The sequence below is a fragment of the Rathayibacter sp. AY1C1 genome, assembly GCF_002932105.1.
Classification (GTDB): domain Bacteria; phylum Actinomycetota; class Actinomycetes; order Actinomycetales; family Microbacteriaceae; genus Rathayibacter.
Map to the genome: position 1 here is coordinate 147,084 of NZ_PSWH01000001.1, position 17,045 is coordinate 164,128.

The following is a 17,045-nucleotide window of genomic DNA, read 5'->3' on the forward strand; positions in this document are numbered from 1 at the left end:
GACGAAGGACTCCGCTCTGTGATCGACAACGACTCGCTCTACCTCCACCCCGACCGCAACCTCGGCATGGAGCTCGTCCGCGCCACCGAGGCCGCCGCGATCCGCGCCGTGCCCTTCATCGGCAAGGGCGACAAGAACGCCGCCGACGGCGCAGCGGTCGACGCCATGCGCACCTTCCTCGGGACCGTGAACTTCGACGGAGTCGTCGTGATCGGCGAGGGCGAGAAGGACAACGCGCCCATGCTCTTCAACGGCGAGCACGTCGGCAACGGCTCGGGGCCCGCCGCCGACATCGCCGTCGACCCGATCGACGGCACCTCGCTGACCGCGGCCGGGCGCCAGAACGCGCTCTCGATGATCGCCGTCGCCGACCGCGGCGCGATGTTCGACCCCTCCGCCGTGTTCTACATGGAGAAGATCGTCACCGGGCCCGAGGGCGTCGGGATCATCGACATCCAGCGCCCGATCGGCGAGAACATCCGCGCCCTGGCCCGCGCCAAGCGCAAGCCCGTCGAGGAGATGCGCATCGCGGTGCTGGACCGCCCGCGCCACGCTCAGCTGATCGAGGACATCCGCGCGGCCGGAGCCGGCACGCGCCTCCTGCTCGACGGCGACGTCGCGGGCGGCATCAACGCCGCTCGCCACGACTCCCGACTCGACATGTGCGTCGGCACCGGAGGCACGCCCGAGGGCATCATCACGGCCTGCGCCATCCGCGCGCTCGGCGGAGTGATCCAGGGCATCCTCCGCCCGAAGGACGACGACGAGCGCCAGCGCGCCATCGACGCCGGCCACGACGTCGATCGCGTCCTCCACGCCAACGACCTCGTCCGCAGCGACAACACCTACTTCGTCGCGACCGGAGTGACGAACGGCGGGCTCGTGAAGGGCGTGCGCAAGGAGGGCCACGTCATCACGACGGAGTCCATCGTGCTCCGCTCCCGCTCGGGCACCATCCGCCGCGTGACCGCCCAGCACCTCGCGGAGAAGTGGGTCTAGGCCGTCACGCTCTCTCAGAGACGCCGCACTGCTGCCGAGGCGCCGCCCCGCTGACGGCGCACTCGCCGAGTGCGGCGGCGTCTCGGCGTGCAAGACGCGGAAGGACACCGGCCTCGGTCACCGAGGCGAGCGGGCGGGGCCGCGGCGGGTCTCGAGACGCCTCGCGGGCGCTCCTCCGCCGAGCCGCGGAGGTGGAGCGCCGTCGCGAGCTGCGGTCGTCCGGGTGTCGAGCCGGATGGACGGCGCCGCTCGCGCCCGGCCTGCACGCCCGGTGCTCGCTCAGCGGGGACCCGGGACCCTACGCGCTCCGCTCGGACTCGTCGTCCGCGGCGAGCAGCTCGACGGCGGTGAGGCGGCGCGGCGAGGAGGCGACTCCTCCGACCGGGGCGATGACGCGCGACTCGTCGAGGGAGTCGAACTGGCGCGCGGTGACCAGCACGCGGCTCTCGAGCGAGCCGGCGAAGGCGTTGTAGGAGTCGACCGTCTTCTCGAGCGAGCGGCGCAGGCCCTCGGCGTGGTCGGCGAGGGTGCCGAGACGGGCGTAGAGCGTCTTGCCGAGGTCGAGCAGGCGCTTGGCGTCGTCGGTGAGCACGTCCTGCTGCCAGGTGTAGGCGACGGTCTTCAGCACCGACCACAGGGTCACGGGCGAGGCGAGGGCGACGCGCTTGCGGAACGCGTACTCGAGCAGGCTCGGGTCGGCGTCGAGCGCGCTCGCGAGCAGCGGCTCGCTCGGCACGAACGCGATGACGAACTCGGGGCTCGCCGGGAGACCGGTCCAGTAGGAGCGGGCGGCCAGCGCGTCCACGTGGCCGCGGAGGGCGCGGACGTGCGCCCGCAGGAGCCCCGCGCGCCGCGCCTCCTCCTCGCCGCCGGCGCCCGCGGGGATCGCGCTCGCCTCCAGGTACGCGTCGAACGGCACCTTGGCGTCCACCGCGATCGCCTTGCCGCCGGGCAGGCGGACCACCATGTCGGCGCGGCCGCGGCCCGCCTCGCCCTCGAGCCCGAACTGCACGTCGAAGTCGACCCGCTGGGTGAGCCCGGCGGCCTCGACGACGTTCCGCAGCTGCGTCTCGCCCCAGGCGCCGCGGCTCGTGGTGGAGCGGAGCGCGGACGCGAGGGTCTCGGTCGTCGAGCGCAGCTGCTCGCCCGCCGCCCGCTGTCCCTCGAGCTGCTCGGTGATCGCCCCGAACTGGGCGGCGCGCTCGCGCTCGAGCCGGCCGACCGCCTCCTGCATGCCGCGCAGGCTCTCGGCGACGGGGGAGAGGGTCTGCAGGATGCGCGCGTCGTGCCGCTCGCGCTCAGCGACGACGCGCAGCTGCTCCTGGAGCTCGCGGATCTGATCGCGGGCGGAGCCGAGGTGCTCGCGGTGCTGCTCAACGACGGCCTCGTGCCGCTCCTCCAGGCCCTCCGCGCGGGCGCGGGCCGTCGCGAGGTCGAGGGCGAGGGCGGCGTCGGGCGTGCGGGAGCGGGCGAGGAGGACGGCCACGACTCCCGCGAGGAGCGCGCCGACCACCAGGCCGAGGACGAAGGAGAGATCCATGCCGCCGATGACACCACGCACCTCCGACATCGAGCGATCGACGCGCCACGACCACCGAACGAGGGCCAGGACGCCCTGCGACCGCCTCGTAGACTTCGCGATCATGGGGAATCACCACCGCTCATCGCGCCTGCTCACGGCCGCGCTCGCTCTCGCCGTCGGGCTCGGCACCGCCCTCGTCCCGATCACCTCCGCCTCCGCCGCCGAGGACGCGCCGTCGACCGTCTCGGTCGAGACCGGCGCTCTCGACGCGTCCCTCGACCGCGCCGACCTCGGCGTCCCGGACCAGTCGACGCAGTACAGCGCCGAGGAGACGAAGAGCTTCCGCGCCGGCTTCATCGTCAGCGACGCCCAGTTCTTCGACGGCGACGCGCTGAGCACCGGTCAGGTGCAGTCGCTCCTGAACGAGAAGGGCAGCCGGTGCTCCACCGCCGGCACCGCCCCCTGCCTCAAGAACTTCTCGCAGGCGACGCCGTCCAAGGCGGCGGACGCGATGTGCAGCGCCTACCAGGGCTCCGGCAGCGAGTCGTCGGCCTCGATCTTCACGCGCGTCGGCCTGGCCTGCGGCATCAACCCGCTGGCCCTGGTCGTGCTCGTGCAGAAGGAGCGGAGCCTCGTCACCGACGCGACCCCGAGCCCCGAGGACTACGCCAAGGCGACCGGCTACAACTGCCCGGACACCGCGGCGTGCGACCCCGGCTCGGCGGGCTTCTTCACGCAGGTCTACAGCGCGGCCCGCCAGTTCAAGCGCTACGCCAACCCGCCCGGCTCCGGCTCGAACTTCACCACCTACGCTCCGGGCACGACGCCGAACGTCGCCTACTACCCGAGCACCGCGTGCGGCTCCTCGCCGGTCACCATCCGCAACCAGGCCACGGCCGACCTCTACTACTACACGCCGTACCAGCCCAACGACTACGCGCTCACCGGCTCCGGCAACGCGGCCTGCGCGACCTACGGCAACATCAACTTCTGGTACCTCTTCAGCGACTGGAACCCGAACGGCACCCTGGCCAACGCCGGGATCGCCCCCGCGGGACGCGTCGACGCCCCGCGCATCTCGGGCAGCACCCTGAGCGTGTCCGGCTGGGCCGTCGATCCGACGACGCAGCAGGCCGCGCTGACCACGACGGTCACGGTGACCGGCCCCGACGGCACCCGCACGGTCCGCACGCAGACCGCGAACGGCGACCGCGGTGACATCCCGGGCGAGTACTCCGTCGCCGGCCGCGCCCACGGCTTCGGCGCCACCACGCCCGTCTCGGCACCCGGCACCTACCAGGTCTGCGTCTCCGCCGACTCCGTCGACTGGAACCGCTGGGTCGGCACGGGCGACTCCCGGGGCCCCGGCCGGAAGGATCTCGGCTGCTCGTCCGTGAGCACGTCGGCCGGGATCGACGTCTCGCGCCTGGCCGGCACGGACCGCCAGGGCACCGCCGTCGCGATCTCGAAGGCCGTCTTCCGCACGAACGTCCCGGTCGTCTACATCGCGACCGGCGCCAACTTCCCCGACGCCCTGAGCGCCGCCCCTGCCGCGGCCAAGCAGGGCGGTCCGCTGCTCCTGGTCGACCGGGACTCGATGTCGCAGCCCGTTCGCGACGAGCTCAGCCGGCTCAAGCCGGCGAGGATCGTCGTGGTCGGCTCCGCACTGAGCGTCGGCGACGGCCTGCTGAACCAGCTGAGGTCCTACTCGCCGACGGTGGACCGCATCGGAGGGAAGGACCGCTACGACACGTCCAGGCTCATCATCCAGAGCGCGTTCCCGGGCGGCTCGACGCGGGCCTGGCTCGCCACGGGCGAGAAGTTCCCCGACGCGCTCGGCGCGAGCGCCGCGGCCGGCTCCGTCGACGCGCCCGTCGTCCTCGTGAACGGCACCGGCAGCACGGCCGACGCCGTGACGAAGGGCATCCTCTCGAAGCTCAAGGTGCAGAACCTCACCATCGCGGGCAGCCCCCTGTCGGTGAGCGAGGGGATCAAGAACTCGCTTCCGGTGCCGACGATCACCCGCATCGGCGGAGTCGACCGCTACGACACCTCGGAGCAGCTGAACCGGGCAGCCTTCTCGAGGGCCGAGACCGTGTTCCTGGCGACGGGCGAGAACTTCCCCGACGCCCTCGCCGGAGCCACGGCGGCGGGCTACTCGAACAGCCCGCTGTTCGCCGTGCCGACGAACTGCGTGCCCCGCGCCGTCCTGACCGACATCGCGAAGTCGGGAGCTCAGCGGGTCGTCCTCCTCGGCGGTCCCACCACCCTCTCGGAGGACGTCGCGCGGCTCACCCCCTGCGGCTGATCGCCCGCGACCCCGCCACTAGCGTGGAGGGATGACCCCGACCGCACCGTCCCCGACCGGCCTCCGACGCCGGCGGGGCGGTGCGGTCGTCGTCGTCGCGGCGCTGGTGGCGCTCCTGCTGGGAGGCTCCGTCGACGGCACGCGCCTCGCCGCGGTGCCGTCCGAGCCGCAGACCGTCCGGCTGTGGACCTTCCTCCAGCCAGGCCCCGTCGCGGCCGACTTCGACCCGGGCGACCTGATCTCCGACGAGGTCTTCTTCGACGGCGACGGGCTCGGACCGCTCACGGTGCAGGCGTTCCTCGAAGCCCGCGTCCCCGACTGCGCGGGCGGGCCGGTGCCGTGCCTGCGGGACTACGCCGAGGACACCGCGGCGATCACGGCCGACGAGCAGTGCGACGCGCTGCCCGCCGGACGCGACGTCCCGGCCGCGGAGATCATCACCTCGGTCGCCGGCGCGTGCGACGTGAATCCGGCCGTCCTCCTGGTGCTGCTGCAGAAGGAGCAGTCGCTCGTGACCGATCCGGAGCCGAGCGAGCGGCAGTTCCGCAGCGCCACGGGCTACGGCTGCCCGGACACCGCGGACTGCGACACGGACTCCTACGGCTTCGCCGCGCAGGTGTACGGAGCGGCGTGGCAGTTCCAGCGCTACCGGAATCCGGACTCGAGCTTCGACTGGTACCCGGTCGGCGCGGCCGGCGACGTCCGCTACTCCCCGGACGAGTCCTGCGGCACCGCCCCGGTGACCATCGCCAACGCGGCCACGGCGGGTCTCTACTACTACACGCCGTACCAGCCGAACGCGGCGGCGCTCGCGAACCTCTACGGCGAGGGCGACGACTGCTCGGCCTACGGGAACCGGAACTTCTGGCGCATCTTCAGCACCTGGTTCGGCGACCCCCGCGGCTGAGCCGATCGTCTCGAGCCGGCTCGGCACGACGGACGTCAGGCGGCGACGGGGGCCTTCGGGCGCAGGCGCTTCACGGAGACGCCGGCCAGCTCGCCGAGCTCGGCCATGCTCGCGGCGCCGTGCCGCCGGGCCGCGTGCACGACGATCGCGGCGCACGCCTCGGCGTCGGCCGACGCGTCGTGGTGGCGGAAGTCCTCGAAGCCCGCGGCCATGGCGACGACGGGGAGGCGGTAGGAGTCGAGCTCGTACGTCTTGCGGGCGAGCTGCAGCGAGCAGAGGTAGTCATACTCGGGGTGCTCGAGGGAGGTCGCCGCGCAGGCTGCGCGGATGACGCCCATGTCGAAGCCGGCGTTGTGCGCGACGAACACGTCCTCGCCGGCGAAGGCCGCCAGGTCGGCGAACTGGTCGACCCAGGAGGCGGCGGCGTGCACGTCGTGCTTGCGGATGCCGTGGATCCGCGTGTTCCACTCGAGGAAGTCGTCGTACCCCAACGGCGGGCGGATGAGCCAGCCGGCGCGGTCGACGACGCGGCCGTCGCGGACCTTGACGAGCCCGACGGAGCACGCGGAGGCCCCGTGCGAGTTGGCGGTCTCGAAGTCGATGGCGGTGAAGTCTATGGGCACGCTCCAGCCTCTCACGCACCTCCGACGCCGCCGGGAGCGTCGCGCGCGCGTCGCCCCGAGCGGGCGGGAGCACCCGCCGGCCGCGGGCGGGCGCCTCCCGTTCCTCCGCGCCCCGCCCGCCCGGCCCTTCCGCCGCCACGCCGTAGGATGGATGCCCGTGGCTCTCACTATCGCAATCGTCGGTCTCCCCAACGTCGGCAAGTCGACGCTCTTCAACGCACTGACCAAGAACACGGTGCTCGCGGCGAACTACCCGTTCGCGACGATCGAGCCGAACGTGGGTGTGGTGAACCTGCCCGACTCCCGCCTCGAGGTGCTCGCCGGGATCTTCGGCTCCGAGCGCATCCTCCCGGCGCCCGTCTCCTTCGTCGACATCGCCGGCATCGTGCGCGGCGCGTCCGAGGGCGAGGGCCTGGGCAACAAGTTCCTCGCGAACATCCGCGAGGCCGACGCGATCGCGCAGGTCATCCGCGGCTTCGAGGACTCAGACGTCGTCCACGTCGACGGCAAGGTCGACGCCGCCAGCGACATGGAGACGATCAACACCGAGCTGGTCCTCGCCGATCTCCAGACCCTCGAGAAGGCCGAGGCCCGCTACGAGAAGGAGCTCAAGGGGAGGAAGATCGAGCCGATCGTGGTCGAGACCGCGAAGAAGGCGCGCGAGTTCCTCGACCAGGGCAAGCCGCTGTCGGCCTCCTCGATCGATCTGGAGCCGATCCGCGAGCTGGGCCTTCTGACCGCCAAGCCGTTCATCTACGTCTTCAACGTCGACGAGGCCGTGCTGACCGACGACGCCCGGAAGGCCGAGCTCGCGGCCCTGGTCGCGCCGGCGAAGGCGATCTTCCTCGACGCGAAGATCGAGTCCGAGCTGATCGACCTCGACGAGGCCGACGCCGCCGAGATGCTCGAGTCGACCGGCCAGACGGAGTCGGGCCTCAACCAGCTCGCGACCATCGGCTTCGACACCCTGGGCCTCCAGACGTACCTCACGGCCGGCCCGAAGGAGACGCGCGCCTGGACCATCGGGAAGGGCTGGACCGCGCCCCAGGCCGCCGGTGTCATCCACACCGACTTCCAGAAGGGTTTCATCAAGGCCGAGATCATCTCGTTCGACGACCTCGTCGAGACCGGCTCGATCGCCGAGGCCCGCGCGAAGGGCAAGGCCCGCATCGAGGGCAAGGACTACGTGATGCAGGACGGCGACGTCGTGGAGTTCCGCTTCAACGTGTAGGACGGCCGCGCTCGGCTCGAGGCGCCCGGTTCGCTCGGATCCCCGGATCCGCGAGCCGGGCGCTTCTGCGCGGAGGTGCGGCATCGCCGACCCCGGGAGTCCGACACGAGGCCGGTCACATCCCCGGACGTCCGCCCCGCCCCGTCAGTTCAGCACGTCCCCGATCAGCCAGCTCGACAGCCCGACGAGGGTGCAGACGCCGACGACCACCCAGGCGACGGTCCGGCGGACCGAGCGGGAGACCGCCTCCGAGCTGCGGGGAGTGGGACGCAGCGGCGCCGTGTACGAGGGCGGGACGGTGTAGGTCCGGGCCGGCGGGAGGAGTCGGGGAAGAGTGACCGGACGGCCGTCGACCCACTCGGCGGGCAGCTCAGCGGCCTTCGCGGCCTGCAGCGTGAGCTCGACCTTCAGCGGGGATCCGCGGAGGGAGGCGTAGGCGGCGGCGGTGAGGCCGAGGCTCGCGAGGTGGCGGAGGGTCGGGGCGAAATCCGCCGAGAGGGTCGGGGAGAGCTCGCCCACCCGCTCGCCGTCGAGACGGAGCTCGACGAGGTCGCCGGCCGGGTGCAGGGTCACCAGCAGCAGGCCGCGGCCGCTCGCCGGGACGACCGTCGAGAGGCGGGCGAAGTGCTCGTCCTCGCGCAGGACCGGCAGGCCCCGCGACCAGGGGAGGATCGAGTGGCGCTCGACGGGCGGCTCGTTGAGCGGCACGAGCAGCTCGGGGGCGACCAGGGCGACGCGGAGGACGGCCCGCAGGCCCTCCTCGCCGCGCTCGACCCGGAGGCGCGCGGTCGTGACCGGGACGGCTCCGCTCGCCACGACCCGGTCGAGAGCGGCCCGGTGGGCGGAGGCGTTCGGCAGGTAGCCGAGGACGCGGCCGCCGGCCCGGACCGAGACGGCGTCGAGGCCGGTGGGGTGGTCGGGCTCGGGGATCAGGTCGACCTCGAGGGTCCGCTCGTCGATCTCGCCCTGCTCGAGCGTGCGGCCGACCAGATCGGCGATCTCCTCGATCCGCTCGGCCTCGGCGAGGGCGTCGACGCTCGGGGCGCCGTCGGCGTTCGGGAGGCGGTAGACGACGCGCTCCGTGGCGGAGGTGACGGGTGCGTCCCGCACCACCGCGTCACTGTCCTGCGCGGAGCGGCGCGCTCCGGTGAACCGCCTGCCGTCCCACCAGCGCATCTCGGCCGCATCGGCCTCGTCGCGGTACCAGCCCGCCGGCGCACCCTCGTCCATCGACACCCCGTTCCTCCGGCGAACGAGTCTACGAGGAGGGCGGGAGCGTCAGAGACCCGGGTCCGTGGCGGCGGGATCCTCGGGGGCGAGCGCGGCCGCGAGCTCTCCCGAAGCGGGGCCGCTCCACGCACCGGACTCGTGCGCCCGAGGGCCGGCGATCCACTCCAGAGCCTCGCGGACGAGCATCCGGACGTGACGCGCGTGGCCGATGGTGACGGGGGCGGGATCCTCGAGGACCTCGAGCAGGCGGTGCAGCACGGCACGGCTCTGCAGTCGTGTCATGGGCCTCACGGTAGGGGCCCGGTCGCTCGGACGGTAGTGCCGATCCGCGACAGCGCACCCGTCTAGGCTCGCCACATGACTCGTCTCGACGGTGCCGTCGTCCTCGTCCTCGGAGCCTCGGGCGGCCTCGGCCGCCTCCTGGCCGATTCGCTGGAGGCGCGCGGTGCCGTCGCGGTGCGCTCGGGGCGCGACTCCGCGGCGCTCGGCGAGACACCCCTGGTCGCCGACCTGCGCGGGGAGGACGAGCCCCGGCGCGTGGTCGCCGAGGTGCTCGAGCGGCACGGGCGCCTCGACGGCGTCGTCGTGGCCGCGGGCGTCGTGGCCTTCGGGCCCTCCGCCGAGCTCGATCCGGCCGTTCTGGAGGAGCTCGTCGAGGTGAACGCGCTGGCGCCGATCCGGGTGCTGACCGCCGCGCTGCCGTCGCTCGTCGCGTCGGCGGGCGAGGGGCGCGAGCCGTTCGCGCTGACCATCAGCGGCGTGGTGGCGGAGGCTCCGACCGCGGGACTCGCCGCGTACTCCGCCTCGAAGGCGGCACTGCACTCCTTCGTGAAGGCCTCGGCCCGCGAGTACAAGCGGGCGGGCGTCCTCCTGCTCGACGCGCGCCCCGGCCACACCGAGACCGAGCTGTCCCGGCACCCGCTCGCGGGAGACGCGCCCCGCTTCGGCGCGGGTCTGGCGCCGCAGGACGTGGTCGACCGGCTGCTCGACGCGGTCGAGGGCGGCGAGACCGACCTGCCTCCTGCGGCGTTCCCCGGCTGACGCCGTCCCGAGACGAGGCGGAGCCGGTCGATCCTCGCGGGAGCGCACCGGATCGAGCACTGCGGCCTCGGCTGCGTACAGCCGCCGTGATCAGCCTGCGCATCCGGCGGCCGGGACCGCGATCGGCGCGGCAGCCCGTCCGACCGTCCTCCCCGCAGACGCGGGGATACCCGCCGTTCACCGGAGCGTCGCACGGGCGCACTAGCGTCCCTCCGTGCCCGACACCGCCGATGACGCCCTCCGTCCCACTCCCGAGCTGCTCCGCACGCTCACGCCCGCCGACGCGCGGGACCTCGTCGTGCTGGACGAGGACGACGACGATCCGGTGCTCCTGCGCCGCGACGGCACGCAGATCGACACCTGGCGCGAGGGCTACCCCTACGACGAGCGGATGTCGCGCGAGGAGTACGAGGCAGGCAAGCGCCTCCTCCAGATCGAACTGCTGAAGCTGCAGAACTGGATCAAGAAGCACGGGCGCCGACTCGTGGTCGTGTTCGAGGGGCGCGACGCCGCGGGCAAGGGCGGCACCATCAAGCGCTTCACCGAGCACCTCAACCCGCGCGGAGCCCGCGTGGTCGCGCTCGAGAAGCCGACCGAGCGCGAGGCCGGTCAGTGGTACTTCCAGCGCTACGTCTCGCACCTGCCGGCCGCCGGCGAGATCGTCCTCTTCGACCGCTCCTGGTACAACCGGGCCGGCGTGGAGCGCGTGATGGGCTTCTGCACGCCGGCGCAGTACGACGAGTTCATCCGCCAGACGCCGCTGTTCGAGCGGATGCTCGTCGGCGACGGCATCGACCTGGTGAAGCTGTGGTTCTCGGTCTCGGCGGAGGAGCAGCGCACCCGGTTCACGATCCGCATGATCGACCCCGTGCGCCAGTGGAAGCTCTCGCCGATGGACCTCGCCTCGCTCGACAAGTGGGGCGACTACACCGCGGCCAAGGAGGCGATGATGGCGGCGACCGACACCGCCGACGCTCCCTGGACCATCGTGAAGAGCAACGACAAGAAGCGCGCCCGGCTCGAGGCCATGCGCTACGTCCTGAGCCTCTACGACTACGACGGACGCGACGAGGAGGTCGTGGGCCCGCTGGGTCCGGACCCGCTGATCGTCGGATCGGCCGCGGACGTGTACGAGCGCGGCGAGCACGCCGCGACGAGCTGACCGGGGGGACGGACATGGGGGAGTCGGGGATCGGCGCGGAGCTGCCGGGGGTGCACCTGCGCTGGCTGGCGCTCGACGAGCAGACGCTGGACGCCGAGCGGCTGCTGCCGCTGCTGAGCGACGAGGAGCGCGAGCGCTACGCCGGCACGGTCGCCGCGTCGGCGGCCGAGCGCTTCGTCTTCGGGCGGGTGCTCCTGCGGATGCTCGCGGCCGAGCTCACGGGGACGCGCGCGTCGGAGGTCCGGGTCGTCGCGTGCTGCCCGCGCTGCGGGGGCGCGCACGGCCGGCCGCGGCTGGAGGGACGCGGGGTCGCGCTCGAGCTGCTGTCGGTGAGCATCGCGCACTGCGCGGGCGCCGTCGTGGTCGCGGCGAGCAGCGCCGGTGCGGTCGGCGTCGATGTGGAGCCGACGCTGGGCACGCCCGAGCGCGGGGAGCGGATCACGCGCATCGCCGGGGCGCCCTTCGCCACGGGCGGGATGCGCCCCGCCGACCCCGTCCTGCACTGGACCCGGATCGAGGCCGCGCTGAAGGCGGACGGCCGCGGGCTCGAGCTCGACCCGCGCCGGGTGCACGTGCACGAGTCGCACCACGCGGCGGAGGCGCGGATCGACGGCGTCCGCTTCCGGCTGGCCGAGCCGCAGCTGGACCCCGCGCTGCGGGTCAGCGTCGCCCTCGGGCCGATGGGGGACGCGGGCGCCGGGCCCATCATCGGCTGGCGGCGCGAGCACGGCGACGCGCTCGCGGACTCGCTGGTGTCAGCGCCGGGACGGTAGCGGCGGCAGCTCCTCGTCGAGGAGCCAGGCGTCGAGCAGATCGTCCACGCCCTCGCCGAGGACCTCGGTGCAGAGCTCGCGGAACTCCTCGTCGGTGACGGCGGCGGAGGCGTAGCGGGACGTCCACTCCCGCAGCAGCCGGAGGAAGGGCCCGTCGCCGACGGTGAGCCGCAGCGCGTGCAGGGTGAGCGCGCCGCGCTTGTAGACGCGGTCGTCGAAGAGCGCGACCGGCCCCGGATCGGCGAGCACGAGATCCTGCGCCGCAGCCCGCAGCACCGCGTGGTGGCGGCGGGCGCAGGCGTCGGCGGTGGCGCGGCCCGACTCCTCCGACCACAGCCACTCCGCGTAGCAGGCGAACCCCTCGTTGAGCCAGATGTGGCGCCACCGGGCGATGCCCACGCTGTTGCCGAACCACTGGTGCGCGAGCTCGTGCGCGATGAGGCGCTCGGAGCCGCCGCGGCCGTCGGCGTGGTTGGCGCCGAACACCGCCATCGCCTGCGCCTCGAGCGGGATCTCCAGCTCGTCCGCCGTGACGACGACGCAGTAGCGGGCGAAGGGGTAGGTCCCGAACAGCCGCGTGAACAGGGCGAGCATGCGCTCGAGCGGAGCGAAGTCGTGCGCGACCCGAGCGGCCAGGGCGGCGGGGCGGGCGAGGGTCACCGCGACCCCGGCGAGCACGCGCTCCTCGATCGCGTAGCGGCCGATCTGCACCGAGGCGAGGTACGCGGCGCTGGGCTCGCGCTGCTCGTAGAGCCAGGTGCGGCGGCCGGAGCGGGCGCTCGAGTCGACGAGCACCCCGTTCGCGAGCACGGCGTAGCCTTCTTCGGCGGTGACGCGCAGGCGGTACGGAGCCTTCTCGGCGACGTCGTCGTTGCAGGGGAACCAGGTGGAGGAGCCGGAGGGCTGCGAGGCGACGAGCACCCCGTCCTCCAGCTCCTCCCAGCCGAGCTCGCCCCAGTGGGTGGCGCGGGGGGCGGGGTGGCCGCTGTACTCGATCTCGACGTCGACGCTCTCGCCGGCGGCCAGCGGCTCGGCGGGGGACACCCGCAGCTTGTGCGGCGCCTGCTCGTGGCGGGCGCGGCGTCCGTCGATCCGGACGCGGGCCACGCGGAGCCGGGAGAGGTCGAGGGAGAACCGCCGGAGCGGCTGCAGCGCGACGATCCGCAGCACGGCCCGGCCGGCCAGGCGGTTCGAGGCGACGCGGTAGTCGAGGTCGAGGTCGTAGGACTCGACGCGGTAGCCGGTGTTCCCGATGCCGGGGACGTAGGGGTCGCCGGCGGTCTCGAGCCCGGTCAGCGCGGGGCTCACTCGACGGGCGCGTGGTAGTCGGCGACGCGCACCTCGCGCCACGGGCCGATCGGGTTGCCGCTCCAGCGGCTGCCCGCGGGCACGAGCTCCCCCCGCATGACGAGCGAGGCCGGGCCGACCGTGCCGTGCTCGGCGATCCGCGCGGCGGGGAGGATCACGCTGTGCGGGCCCAGGGTGGCGCCGGCGTCGAGGCTCACGAGATCCATGCTCATGATTCGATCATGGAACAGGTGCGTCTGCACGACGCAGCCCCGGTTCACGGTCGCTCCGTCGCCGAGCGAGATCAGATCGGCCTCGGGGAGCCAGTAGCTCTCGCACCAGACGCCGCGTCCGATCCGAGCGCCGAGGCTCCGCAGCCACCAGACCAGCGCCGGAGTGCCCGCGGCGGCGTGGGCGAACCAGGGCGCGGCGACCATCTCGGTGAAGGCGTCGGCCAGCTCGCTCCGCCAGACGAACGAGGACCACAGCGGCTGCTCGCTCGGCTCGACCCGCTGGATCAGGATCCACTTCGCGGCGGTGGAGACGGCCGCGGCGACCGCCCCGGCGGCCAGCAGCACGACGCCTCCCACGAGCGCGGCGAGCACCGCCCCGAGCGTCTGGATCAGCGCCAGCAGTCCGGCGACCACACCGAGGCCGATCGCGACCGAGACGACCACCGGGACGAAGCGGCCGAGCTCCCACGCGATGCGGGCCGCGCGGAGTCGGCGGGCGGGGCGGAAGGTGCGCGCCGACTCCGCCTCGACGACGGTGCGCCGCAGCCGCACGGGCGGTGAGCCGAGCCACGACGAGCCCGCCTTCGACTTCCGGGGCGCGGAGGAGAGGACGGCGACGAGTCCGCCGGCGGGCACGGTGTGACCGGGAGCGGCCATGCCGGAGTTGCCGAGGAACGCGCGCTCGCCGATCTCCGCGCGGGCGAGCCGCATCCAGCCGCCGCCGAGCGCGTAGGAGGCGACGAGCGTGTCGTCGGCGAGGAACGCGCCGTCGCGGATGGTCGTCATCGCGGGCAGGAGCAGCACCGTCGAGGCCTCGACGTCGCGTCCGACCTTCGCGCCGAGGAGCCGCAGCCAGACCGGGGTGAACAGGCCCGAGTAGAGCGGGAAGAGCAGGACACGCGCTGAGTCGAGCAGCCGCTCCGTCGACCAGACCTGCCAGCCGATCCGACCGCGCACAGGGTGGGTGCCCGGCTCGACGCCCCGGCCGAGCAGGCGAACCAGGACGACGACGAGAGCGGCGAGGACGACTCCGGAGACGGCGACGGCGGGCACGAGGGCGGCGAGAGCGGGCCCGAGCGCGGCGCCGAGGCCAGCCGAGCCGCGCACGGCGGCGGCCACGACGGCGAGCCCGGCCGCGAGGGCGAGGACCGGGACCGCCGCGAGGCCGACCGCGGACGCTCCGTACGCCCAGACCCAGCCCGGGCGGCGCGCCGGGCGCTCCGAGGGGAACCCGGCGTTCGCCCTGCCGAGCCGCTGGGCGGGGGATCCTCCCCAGCGCTGCCCGGCCGGCACCCGCCCGAAGACGGCCGATCCCGGCTCGATCTGCGCGTGCTTGCCGATCCGGGCGCCGGGGAGGAGCGTGCTGCGCGCGCCCACCGTGCTGCCGGCGCCGACCCGGACGGCACCGACGCGCAGGACGTCGCCGTCGATCCAGTAGCCGGAGAGGTCGACCTCGGGCTCGATCGCGGCGCCGCGCCCGAGCGTGAGCATCCCGGTCAGCGGAGGGAGGGAGTGCAGGTCGACGTCGTCGGCGATGCGGGCGCCGAGCGCGCGGGCGTAATAGGCGACCCAGGGCGCGCCCGCGAGGCTCACGGCCTTGAGCTGGAACGCGATCTGCTCGGCCAGCCAGAGCCGGAGGTGCACGCTCCCGCCGCGCGGGTGGTCTCCGGCTCGGATCCCGCGCAGCAGGGTGCGCGCGGCGAGGACGGTGAGCCCCATCCGCCCGAACGGCGTGAGGAAGAGCGCGAACGCGGGGATCAGCGCGGCGAGCGGAGCGGTGGGCAGCCAGCCGAACCCCGGCACCAGGTCGAGCACCGCGGTGACGGTGAGGATCGCAGTGACCCAGCGGGCGCTGCCGAGCACGAGCAGCGGTGCGCCGAGGAGGGTCTGCAGCACGCGCATCCTGAGGGGGACCGGCGCGATGCGGTGAGCGGACACCTCCGCAGTGCCGGTCGAGCGGCTCTGGATCTCGGCGGCCATCGCCGCGAGTCGCGGGTGGGCGTAGACGTCGGCGACCGTGAACTCGGGGTCGCGCTCGCGGATCCGCGCGACCAGCTGGGCGGCGGCGAGGGAGCCGCCGCCGAGGTCGAAGAAGTTCGCCCGCTCGTCGACCGGCACGCCGAGCACGTCGCGCCAGAGGGCGGCGAGCCACGCCTCCTCGGGGTCGAGGGAGGCGTCCTCGGTCGTGCCCACGGCGAGCGGCCAGGGGAGTGCGGCGCGGTCGACCTTGCCGGAGACGCGGGTCGGCAGCTCCTCGACCACGGCCAGCAGCGGCACGAGGGATGCGGGCAGCTCCTCACGCAGGCGGGCGAGCGCCGCGTCGCGGTCGAGCTCCCGGCCGCCGGCGAGGGCCAGGTAGCCGACGAGGACCTGGTTGCCGGCCGCCGTGGTGCGGACCGCGGCCGCCGCCCCCGAGACTCCGGGGAGCGCCTGCAGCGCCGCCTCGACCTCGCCGAGCTCGATCCGCCGACCGCCGAGCTTCACCTGGTCGTCCGCGCGCCCCTGGAAGATCAGGCCGGCGCTCTCGAAGCGCACCAGGTCGCCGGAGCGGTAGGCCCGCTCCCAGCCCAGGAGCGGTGCCGGCGCGTACTTCTCGGCGTCCTTGACCGGGTCGAGGTAGCGCGCGAGCCCGACCCCGCCGATGACCAGCTCGCCGACCTCGCCCTCGCCGACCCGCTGTCCGTCCGCGTCCACGACGGCGAGCCGCCAGCCGTCCAGCGGCAGCCCGATGCGCACCGGGGGAGGCCCGCCGAGGGGCGCGGCGCAGGCGACGACGGTGGCCTCGGTCGGCCCGTAGGTGTTCCAGACCTCGCGGCCCTCGACGGCCAGGCGCTCGCCGAGCTCCGGCGGGCACGCCTCGCCACCGAAGATCAGCAGGCGGACGTTCTCGAGCGACTCCGCGGGCCAGAGCGCCGCGAGGGTCGGCACGGTCGAGACCACGGTGATGCCGTGCGTGGTCAGCCAGGGGCCGAGGTCCATGCCGCTGCGGACCAGCGAGCGGGGAGCGGGGACGAGGCAGGCGCCGTGCCGCCAGGCGAGCCACATCTCCTCGCAGGACGCATCGAACGCGACCGAGAGACCGGCCAGCACCCGGTCCCCGGGGCCGAGCGGCTCCGCCTGGAGGAACAGGCGCGCCTCGGCGTCGACGAAGGCGGCGGCGGAGCGGTGGCTGACCGCCACTCCCTTGGGGGTTCCGGTGGAGCCGGAGGTGAAGATGATCCAGGCGTCGTCCTCGAGCGAGGGCGGCTGCAGCAGCGGGATCGACGCCGTGCTCGGGTGCGGCGCGCTCGCGGTGAACAGGCGCGCGGCCGGCTCGTCGGCGCCGGTGCGCTCGAAGCGGCCGGAGCCGGTGATCACGCCGCGGACGGCGGCCTCGCCGAAGACGAGGCGCGCCCGCTCCTCGGGGTCGTCCGCGTCCACCGGGACGTACGCGGCTCCCGCGGCGAGGACGGCCAGGATCGCGAGGTAGAGCTCGCGGGAGCCGCTGGGCATGCGGATCCCGACGCGGTCGCCGCGTCGGACCCCTGCGGTGGTGAGCTCGCCCGCGAGCTGCACCGTGCGGGCCAGCAGCTCCCGGTAGCTGAGCGCTCCGGCCGGGTCCTCCAGCGCGGAGGCGTCCGGGTGGCGCTCCGCGGTGTCGCGGAGGACGTCGACCAGCGTGCGTGGAGGCGGGGCGGCCGCTCCGGCGTCGAGCACGTCCTGGGGGCCGGCCGTCTCGGTCACGTCTCG

Annotated in this window: 13 protein-coding genes; 7 read left to right on the top strand and 6 right to left on the bottom strand. The window is 73.9% G+C overall.

Annotation, left to right across the window (positions count from 1 at the left end):
• Window positions 1-66: 66 nt before the first annotated feature.
• Window positions 67-999, top strand: a complete 933-nt coding sequence (gene glpX, locus C5C71_RS00650; RefSeq protein ID WP_104225661.1) for a class II fructose-bisphosphatase — start codon at window positions 67-69, stop codon at window positions 997-999.
• Between the two features lie 298 nt (window positions 1,000-1,297).
• On the opposite strand, the gene C5C71_RS00655 is transcribed toward glpX, so the two are convergent.
• Window positions 1,298-2,539: a DNA recombination protein RmuC gene (locus C5C71_RS00655; protein ID WP_219812324.1), complete on the bottom strand. Its 1,242-nt coding sequence runs from the start codon at window positions 2,537-2,539 to the stop codon at window positions 1,298-1,300.
• A gap of 103 nt (window positions 2,540-2,642) precedes the next feature.
• On the opposite strand from C5C71_RS00655, the gene C5C71_RS00660 reads away from it, so the two are divergent.
• Both C5C71_RS00660 and C5C71_RS00665 read left to right on the top strand, forming a co-directional pair.
• Entirely contained in the window at window positions 2,643-4,829 is a 2,187-nt protein-coding gene (locus tag C5C71_RS00660) for a cell wall-binding repeat-containing protein (protein ID WP_104336932.1), read from the top strand.
• Window positions 4,830-4,860: 31 nt separating this feature from the next.
• Window positions 4,861-5,736, top strand: coding sequence for a hemagglutinin (locus C5C71_RS00665; protein WP_104336933.1), 876 nt, complete (start codon window positions 4,861-4,863; stop codon window positions 5,734-5,736).
• A gap of 35 nt (window positions 5,737-5,771) precedes the next feature.
• On the opposite strand, the gene C5C71_RS00670 is transcribed toward C5C71_RS00665, so the two are convergent.
• On the bottom strand, window positions 5,772-6,359 hold the full coding sequence (locus C5C71_RS00670) for an exonuclease domain-containing protein (RefSeq protein ID WP_104224410.1): 588 nt from the start codon (window positions 6,357-6,359) through the stop codon (window positions 5,772-5,774).
• Window positions 6,360-6,516: 157 nt separating this feature from the next.
• Here C5C71_RS00670 and ychF point away from each other — a divergent pair, with 157 nt between their 5' ends.
• Window positions 6,517-7,590, top strand: a complete 1,074-nt coding sequence (ychF, locus tag C5C71_RS00675) for a redox-regulated ATPase YchF (protein WP_104222958.1) — start codon at window positions 6,517-6,519, stop codon at window positions 7,588-7,590.
• Between the two features lie 144 nt (window positions 7,591-7,734).
• Here ychF and C5C71_RS00680 read toward each other — a convergent pair whose 3' ends face one another.
• Together C5C71_RS00680 and C5C71_RS00685 are read right to left on the bottom strand one after the other, a co-directional pair.
• Complete coding sequence (locus C5C71_RS00680) at window positions 7,735-8,820, bottom strand: DUF2510 domain-containing protein (protein WP_104336934.1); 1,086 nt, start codon at window positions 8,818-8,820, stop codon at window positions 7,735-7,737.
• Window positions 8,821-8,868: 48 nt separating this feature from the next.
• Entirely contained in the window at window positions 8,869-9,102 is a 234-nt protein-coding gene (locus tag C5C71_RS00685; RefSeq protein ID WP_104325343.1) for a hypothetical protein, read from the bottom strand.
• Between the two features lie 75 nt (window positions 9,103-9,177).
• Here C5C71_RS00685 and C5C71_RS00690 point away from each other — a divergent pair, with 75 nt between their 5' ends.
• From C5C71_RS00690 to C5C71_RS00700, 3 genes are all read left to right on the top strand, one after another.
• Window positions 9,178-9,861: an SDR family oxidoreductase gene (locus C5C71_RS00690; protein ID WP_104336935.1), complete on the top strand. Its 684-nt coding sequence runs from the start codon at window positions 9,178-9,180 to the stop codon at window positions 9,859-9,861.
• A gap of 301 nt (window positions 9,862-10,162) precedes the next feature.
• The gene (gene ppk2, locus C5C71_RS00695) at window positions 10,163-11,023 is read left to right on the top strand and encodes a polyphosphate kinase 2 (protein WP_244229668.1); all 861 of its coding nucleotides are present in this window, start codon (window positions 10,163-10,165) and stop codon (window positions 11,021-11,023) included.
• A 14-nt stretch (window positions 11,024-11,037) separates the two neighbouring features.
• Window positions 11,038-11,796, top strand: a complete 759-nt coding sequence (locus tag C5C71_RS00700) for a 4'-phosphopantetheinyl transferase superfamily protein (RefSeq protein WP_104336936.1) — start codon at window positions 11,038-11,040, stop codon at window positions 11,794-11,796.
• On the opposite strand, the gene C5C71_RS00705 is transcribed toward C5C71_RS00700, so the two are convergent.
• Window positions 11,779-13,104: a M1 family metallopeptidase gene (locus C5C71_RS00705; RefSeq protein WP_258068547.1), complete on the bottom strand. Its 1,326-nt coding sequence runs from the start codon at window positions 13,102-13,104 to the stop codon at window positions 11,779-11,781. The two genes, C5C71_RS00700 and C5C71_RS00705, sit on opposite strands and share 18 nt — an antisense overlap.
• Window positions 13,101-17,039: a Pls/PosA family non-ribosomal peptide synthetase gene (locus tag C5C71_RS00710; RefSeq protein WP_181065613.1), complete on the bottom strand. Its 3,939-nt coding sequence runs from the start codon at window positions 17,037-17,039 to the stop codon at window positions 13,101-13,103. The genes C5C71_RS00705 and C5C71_RS00710 overlap by 4 nt, the downstream gene beginning before the upstream one ends.
• Window positions 17,040-17,045: the final 6 nt, after the last annotated feature.